Source organism: Streptomyces sp. CT34 (assembly GCF_000805335.1).
GTDB lineage: Bacteria > Actinomycetota > Actinomycetes > Streptomycetales > Streptomycetaceae > Streptomyces.
On the sequence record NZ_KN708638.1, the window covers coordinates 7,291,461 to 7,298,401 of the forward strand.

Consider the following 6,941-nt stretch of genomic DNA (forward strand, 5'->3'; position numbering starts at 1 on the left):
CGGCCGCCGACGGGCGACGGTCCCTGACGGCCGGCGGCGCCGCGGCGGCTGCCGCCGGCCGGCGCACCGGGGGCCGGCCGTTCGCCGGTCAGCCGCCGAGGAGTGGATAGTGGTCGGAGAGATTGGTGTAGGTGTAGTCCTTGCCCCAGCCGGAGACGGTCCAGGGTGCTGACTCCTCCTTGATCACCGTGTTCCGCCAACGGGCGGGCCGAGCATGCCCGTTGCGGAAGAGGACATAGTCCAGGTCGTCGCGGGGATCGTTCGGGTAGCGGTACCGGGCGACGGGGTTCTCCCGTGTGTCGAAGGAGTACGGATGGCCGGTGCGGCTGTCGGCCGGAGTCAGGTTGCCGTTGCTGAGCAGCGCGTTGTATTCGGGGCCGTGCGAGTCGATGTTCATATCGCCGGTGACGATGGCCTCCTCGTCCGCCGGGATGTTCTCGGCGGTGAGGAAGGCGTCCGTCTCCTTGAGCTGCTCGGCGCGGTCGGCGGCGGCCTCGCCGGCCCGGCAGCCCGAGTCGGTGGACTGGGTGTGGGTGCCCACCACATGCACCCTGCTGCCGTTCACGTCCAACACCGCATAGGCGAAGCCCTTGTTGGAGTAGGAGTCCGAGCCGCAGGCGTCCTTGTAGACGTACTGCAGCTCCCAGCGGTGATGCCGCGCGGGGCGGTGGCCGCGGAACCTCTCCTGGGCAGGGCGTAGTTACAAAGTTATTCGGTTAGTGTCTTTGTCGCCGGCGCGGTGTGCCGCCGGATGGCGGAGGAGTGTCGGGAGGGGGAGCCGTGGTGGAGGAAGGGTCGCTGCTCGCGCGGATGCTGGAGGGCGTACCGGCGGGTGATGTGCTGACGGAGAGAATCCTCGATGCGGCGCGCGAGCAGTTCATGACGTTCGGGCTACGGCGGTCCACCGTCGACGATGTGGCCAAGCGCGCGGGGGTTTCGCGGGTCACGGTCTACCGACGGGTCGGCAGCAAGGACGAGTTGGTGCAGCGGGTGCTGCTGCGGGAGTACCGGCACTTCGTCGCCGAGGTGGACGCGGCGGTGGCCGGGCTGCCGACGATGGAGGAGCGGATGGTGGAGGGGTTCGCCGCCATCCTGCGGCTGATTCGCGGCCACCCGCTGATCGGGGGGCTGCTGCGGCTGGAGCCGGAGACGATGCTGCCGTATCTGACCCTGGAGAGCGGCCCCTCCTTCCTGGCCATGCGGGGGTATCTGGCCGGGCATCTGCGGCGGGCCCGGCGCGGCGAGGGCCGGGGAGCGGGCGATCCGACGGCGGTCGCGGAGCTGATGGTGCGGATAACGGTGTCCTTCCTGCTGAACCCGGTGAGCTGCTTCGCGCTGGACGACGACGAGCAGGCCCGGGAGTTCGCCCGGCGGTACTTGGCCCCGCTGCTCGACCGCTGACGGACGAGCCGGCCCTCGACCGCGAGCCGGCCCGCGGGGGTGGCCTGCGGGCCGGACGCCAGGGTTTCTCCGGTGAAGACGGCGGTGACCAGGGCGGAGTCGGAGGCGTTGGCGCGCTCGCCGGCCTCGTCGAGGTCGCGGACCGCGTTGACCGCGACGACCGGACCGAAGGTCTCCTCGCACATGGCCGGGGAGTCCTCGGGGACATCGACCAGGACGGCGGGGTGGACGTACGGCGGGTGGACGATTCCGGACCGCCGCAGGCGGCGCGGGCGCCGGCGGCCAGGGCCTCCTTCATATGCCGCCGCACGGTGGCGAGTTGGGTGAGCAGGGCCCACTGGTGGACGGCGAGCGGGCCGGAGGGGATGCGGCGGGGGGCCGAGGCGCGGCGCGTGCGTTGCGGGCGGCCCAGTCGAGGTGGACCAGGGCCGGCAGTGCCTCGGCCCGCGCGTCGTGCGCCGGCTTGCCGGTTTCGGTGCTGATCCGCTCCACGAACTCGTCCGTCCGCCGGGCCGGGGAGCGCTTCCAGCGAGCAGCCGGGCACGGCGGCCCGACCGGCCGCAGGCCGCCCGGCCGAGGGTCGCCGCACGGGCCCGGCCGGTGGCCGCCCGGATCTCCTCGGGGTCGTGCGCGGGGTGTTCGTCGACCGGTGCGCCGGTGACGGGGGAGCGGGAGAGCAGCGCGGTCTATCGGGCGTCCTCGCAGGGCAGCGGTCGCAGCGGTCGGTGCCGGGCCCAGGCGGGCCCGAGGTCGTCGAGGGTGTAGCCGAACGGGTAGGAGCGGGGCTCGGCAAGACCGGGGCGGGACTCGGGCCGGGCCGGCAGCAGCCGGACGAATGCCGCGCGGGCGCGGATCGTGCGGTGGGCCAACATCCGCAGCCAGGGCGGCTGTTGGGGAAAGCCGAGGGCGCACAGCAGTGGCTCGTCCAGCAGGGCGAGAGTGAAGCGGGCGAGGGCGGGGCGGAGCGCAGCCGGGTACCAGGTGGCCATCACCCGGAAGGTGGCGTTGGCGACACGGTGGTTGGCCGGGTCGTAGGCGAACATCTCGGCTTCGTAGTCGTCGAGGAGCTTTTCGAAACCGGCCATGGTGCGCGGGGCGCCCTCGATGCCCATCATCCCGGCCAGCTTGTGCCCGACCAGGGCGAGGGCCTGGTGCTCGTTGGCGCACAGCGGGCGCCATCCGTAGCGGTCGATCCAGCGCTTGGGGCCGACGACGGTGGTGGCGAGGACGTAGCGGTAGTCGTCGTCGGCGATGCGGTAGCGGCCGTGGATGCGGTTGAGGTGGCGGGCGGCGGCGCGGCCCCGCGCGGAGTCGAAGCCCTCGGCCGCCATTTCGTACCCGAAGAGCAGCGTGTCGTCGTAGCGCTTCTGTCCGTATCGCTCGAACTCCCGGGTCCGGTCGAGGAGTTGGGAGATGCGCGGTACGCCGTAGTCGCGCAGGAAGGCGATCGAGACGCCTTGTGTGTAGTCCCACGGGAATTCGTACCGGGTGATCCAGCGGAAGATCTGCTCGAAGTCCCGCTCCGGGTCCATCCGGCGGATCTCCCGCAGCCGGCTGTAGCGGCCCATGGCGCGTACCTCCTGACGTCGTGGCCTTCTGTGGCCATCGGGTGGATTGCCTGGCCCTGTCGACGAACTCCCTTCCCTCCGCTGCCCTTCAGGCGGACGACGGGAGTTGGGCGACAGGAGCTAGTGACCGCTCAGGACCGTGTAGCGGACGTCCGCGGCGTCGACGAGGACCTGGCCCGCGGTGACCGGTTCCATGGTCAGTTCGGGGAGTCGGACGGCGATCGGGAGATCGGCCGGCACGATGTCCGCGCCGATGCAGAGCTGAGGGGTGCCGACCTTCAGCCAGGGGATGTCCAGGGAGCCCCTGAGGTAGGTGGCGTAGACATCGACGTTCCGGATGTCGAGCCGGACGTCGAGGGTGTGCGGTGTCCCGTCCGGGCCGGGAACTCGTAGGCGGTAGTGGTCGGCGACGATACGGGCGGCGTGCACCCAGAGCACCTTGATCCGGCCGCCGCCGACGGTGGGCAGGTACGTCGCGCCGTGGATGATCGCGTCGGTGGACGCCAGGCGGGTGGCGCCCACGGTGGGGAAGTAGGGGCTGACCGGGTAGGCGGCGCGGCCGGGGCCCGGCTGGTCGCCGACGACCAGCGGCGGGGCGAGCGGGGTGAGGTCGCCGGGGTCGCCGATCGTGCCGGGCCGGGCGGTGGTGGTGGGCGGTGCGGGGCGGTCGCCGCCGGAGGGGGGCGGGCCGGTGGGGCCGGGGGTGCCGGCGCCGCCGGTGTCGACGCCGGTGAGGCAGGGGAGGGCGACGTCGCCGAGCGCGTGGCGGGGGTCGCCGGTGGCCGGGCGGGCGGTCGCGGCGCGTGCCGGGGCGGCGACCGCGAGCCCCGCGGCGAGGACGAGCGGCAGGGCGAGGGCGAGGGCGGAGGCGCCCGGTACCGGCGGCCGGACGCGCCGGCCCTCAGGTGCTTTTGGGCCGGCGGTCACCGCCCCGGCGGCTGCCGCGGACTCCTGCTCGGCCGGCCGGCCGCCGTCCGCTCCCGGAACGTCGGGGAGCCAGCCGAAGGCCATCGACGAGCCGAGCAGCCCCAGCCCGCAGCCGATCCCGAAGCCGCCCAGATTGGTGGTGGCGAGGGAGACGAGCGAGGCGATGGCGGTGACGACGGAGACGAACATCCGCTGGGCGGGGGCGAAGACGAAGAACAGCCCGCCGGCGATCAGCACCAGCCCGACGCCGATCGCGGACATCGCGCCGATGCCGACCCGCAGCATCAGCGGCAGCGGGGCGAGCGGCAGCGCGATCAGCTCCAGGCCGCCGGCCACCGCCCACAGTCCGGCCCAGAACGGCCGGCGGCGGCGCCAGGACCGCAGCGGCCGGCGCAGTCCGGGCGCGGGCAGGATCCGGTCGAGCCAGCTGCCGGTCTCCTTGGCGAGCTCGGCGAGAAAGCCGAGGACAAAGGTGATCACGGGTGGTCTCCTCTCGGCTGGTGGTCCCGGCTAGTAGCACTCCTTGCCGGTGCGGCTGAGCTCGATGTCGACCCGGTCGAGGGTCAGCGAGCCACCGTTCGAGGCCCAGGCGGTGCTCCTGACGTCCCGGGCGAGCGCGGTGCTCGCCTGTACCCCGAAGAGACCCCGCGGACCGCTGACTCCCGGCGCGCCGCCGAGAGTTGACGCGTCCCGGCCCGCCTGGACACCGGTCACCCGGCCGCCGCTGCTGGTCAGCGCATCGGCGTCGACGACGAGGTTCTCGCCCGTGACGGGCCTCTCGCCGCCGGACCGGACGAGCAGCGACACCTCGCCGACCAGCGGCAGCTTCTGCTTCATCGACAGGCAGACCCCCTTCGCCGTACCGGACTTGATGCCGGCCAGCAGGACGGCATGGCCGGTGCCGTCCGTGCTGCCGAGCGAGGACGGGAAGCTGGAGATCCCCCGGCCGGTGATCTCGTCGGCGGAGACCTTGAAGTTCTTGCCGGACACCGCGAAGGACGCCGCCATCGCCCCCTGCGCCAGGGCGATCACCACCGCGCCGACACAGGCCACCCCGGGCACCAGCATCACCGCGGTGCGCTTCCAGTGCGTACGTCCTTCGGGGCTCAACTCACGTGTTCTCACGGCCATTTCGGGGCCTCCCGACGGTGGTGAGTCAATGTTACAAAGACTATTGACTTGTTTCACGAGTCGCGTCAACACTGCCGGCACGGTTTCACCAGGGAGGCAGGAGGGACACCGTGACATCAGCCGACATCCCCTTCGACCATCCGGCACCGCACTCTCTCTCGCAGGTCCGGGCGCCGCGCCGCGGCGGTATGGCCTGGCGCCATTTCGGCGACACCCGCGCCTTTCTGACGTCGCCTCAGCTGTTGCTGCTCCAGGTCGCCCACCCCGTGGTCGGCGCCGGCGTCGCCGACCACTCGGACTTCCGCGCCGAGCCCTGGCAGCGGCTGCTGCGCACCGTCGGCTCGCTGGGCACCGTGATCTACGGCGGGCAGGCCGCCGCCACGGCCGAGGCCCGGCGGCTGATCGAGGTCCACCGGGGGATGAAGGGCACCGACGCCGCCGGTCGCCGCTACCACGCGCTGCACCCCGAGGCGTACCACTGGGTGCACGCCACCCTCGTCCGCGGCCCGGTCGACGCGCTGCGGCTGTTCGGCAGGGGTCTCACGGCGGACGAGACCGAGGAGTACTACCGCGAGATGCGGGACGTCGGCCGGGTCTGGGGGCTGAAGGACCATCATCTCCCGCCGGACTGGGCGTCGTTCTGCGCGTACTACGACGCCGTGGTCGCCGAGCGACTGGAGTGCAACCGCTCGGTGCGCGATGTCCTCGACGAGCTGGCCCATCCGCAGAAGCCGCCGGTGCGGTGGCTCCCGGCGTTCCTGTGGCGGCCGTTCGCCGCGCTCGCCTCGCACTACGCGCTGCTGGTCACCGTCGGTGTGCTGCCGCCCGTGCTGCGTGACCGGCTCGGGCTGCGCTGGACCGACCGGCAGCAGCGCCGGCTGCGGCGGTTCGCCCGCGTGGTGCGCTGCCTGACGGCCCTGGTGCCGCCGCCGCTGCGGATCGCCCCGGCGATGTTCCTGGCGTACTGGCACACCCACCGGCCCGGGACGGACCCGCACACCCGGCGACCGCTGGGGGCCACCGTATGATGAGTAATGATATGAATACGGTACGAATGGCCCCCAATCCCCCGCCGCCCGGAGGCGTGCTCTGGTCGCTGGTCGGGGACATCCGCACGCTGCTGACGCTGCCCGCCGCGCTGACGATGCAGGTCGCGCACCCCGCGGTGGGGGCCGGCGTGGACGATCACTCGGTGTTCCGCACGGACCCGTGGGGGCGCGGCGAGCGCTCGCTGGTCTCGCTCCAGCTGTGGGTCTACGGCGGGGAGCGGGCGGCCGAGGAGGGGCGGCGGCTGCGGAGGCTGCACCGGACCATCCAGGGCACCGACGCCCACGGCCGCAAGTACCACGCGCTCACTCCTGCCCACTACGCCTGGGTGCACGCCACCGGCTTCCCGGTGTTCCGGCACACCCAGCGCTATCTCGGCCGCCCCTTCACCCCGGCGCAGGAGCGGCAGCTGTACGCGGAGTGGCTCCAGGTCGGCCGGGTCCTGGGCATCCACGACCGCGATATGCCGCAGACCATCGAGGAGTTCTGGCCGTACTACCGCAAGGTGCTCGACAACGAGCTCGAAGAGACCGTGGTGGTACGGGAGTTGATCGCCACCGACCGGCAGATGCCGGTGCCGGACCGGGGCCCGCGGGCGGTGCGGTGGCTGCTGCGGCTGACCTGGCCGGTACTGCTGCCGCGGTTCCTGCGCTTCCGGCGGTTCGTCACGGTCGGGCTGATGCCGCCGGACGCACGGCAGGCCATCGGGCTGGAGTGGACCGACGAACAGGAGCGGCGGCTGCGGCGGTTCGGGCGGGTGGTGCGGATCGTGGTGCCGCTGCTGCCGGAGCGGCTGCGGTTCATGCCGCCCGCGCGGCGGGCCCGCCGCGCGCACCGGGCGGCCCACCGGGAGCGGGGGGGAGCGGC

6 protein-coding genes and 2 pseudogenes are annotated in these 6,941 nt (G+C 72.8%); 3 read left to right on the forward strand and 5 right to left on the reverse strand.

Annotation, left to right across the window (positions count from 1 at the left end):
* Positions 1-88: 88 nt before the first annotated feature.
* Positions 89-637: pseudogene (locus tag RZ84_RS31785) on the reverse strand (sphingomyelin phosphodiesterase); the annotation flags it as partial.
* Between the two features lie 173 nt (positions 638-810).
* Here RZ84_RS31785 and RZ84_RS31790 point away from each other — a divergent pair.
* Complete coding sequence (locus RZ84_RS31790) at positions 811-1,401, forward strand: TetR/AcrR family transcriptional regulator (RefSeq protein ID WP_052230598.1); 591 nt, start codon at positions 811-813, stop codon at positions 1,399-1,401.
* 125 nt (positions 1,402-1,526) lie between these two features.
* On the opposite strand, the pseudogene RZ84_RS42050 reads toward RZ84_RS31790, so the two are convergent.
* The 4 genes and pseudogenes from RZ84_RS42050 to RZ84_RS31805 all read right to left on the reverse strand — a co-directional run.
* Positions 1,527-1,586, reverse strand: a pseudogene (locus tag RZ84_RS42050) (hypothetical protein); the annotation flags it as partial.
* A gap of 501 nt (positions 1,587-2,087) precedes the next feature.
* Positions 2,088-2,969: an oxygenase MpaB family protein gene (locus RZ84_RS31795; RefSeq protein ID WP_043267856.1), complete on the reverse strand. Its 882-nt coding sequence runs from the start codon at positions 2,967-2,969 to the stop codon at positions 2,088-2,090.
* A gap of 120 nt (positions 2,970-3,089) precedes the next feature.
* Positions 3,090-4,376 carry a DUF6114 domain-containing protein gene (locus RZ84_RS42425; protein WP_052230302.1) on the reverse strand — a complete coding sequence of 429 codons (1,287 nt, stop codon included), beginning with the start codon at positions 4,374-4,376 and terminating at the stop codon, positions 3,090-3,092.
* A 30-nt stretch (positions 4,377-4,406) separates the two neighbouring features.
* Entirely contained in the window at positions 4,407-5,027 is a 621-nt protein-coding gene (locus RZ84_RS31805; RefSeq protein ID WP_043267858.1) for a DUF6230 family protein, read from the reverse strand.
* A gap of 110 nt (positions 5,028-5,137) precedes the next feature.
* Between RZ84_RS31805 and RZ84_RS31810 the strand changes: the two genes are divergently transcribed.
* Both RZ84_RS31810 and RZ84_RS31815 read left to right on the forward strand, forming a co-directional pair.
* A complete protein-coding gene (locus tag RZ84_RS31810; protein ID WP_063772725.1) occupies positions 5,138-6,055 on the forward strand; it encodes an oxygenase MpaB family protein in 918 nt (305 codons plus the stop codon).
* A gap of 26 nt (positions 6,056-6,081) precedes the next feature.
* A partial coding sequence (locus RZ84_RS31815; protein WP_198540175.1) for an oxygenase MpaB family protein occupies positions 6,082-6,941 on the forward strand: 860 nt, incomplete at its 3' end.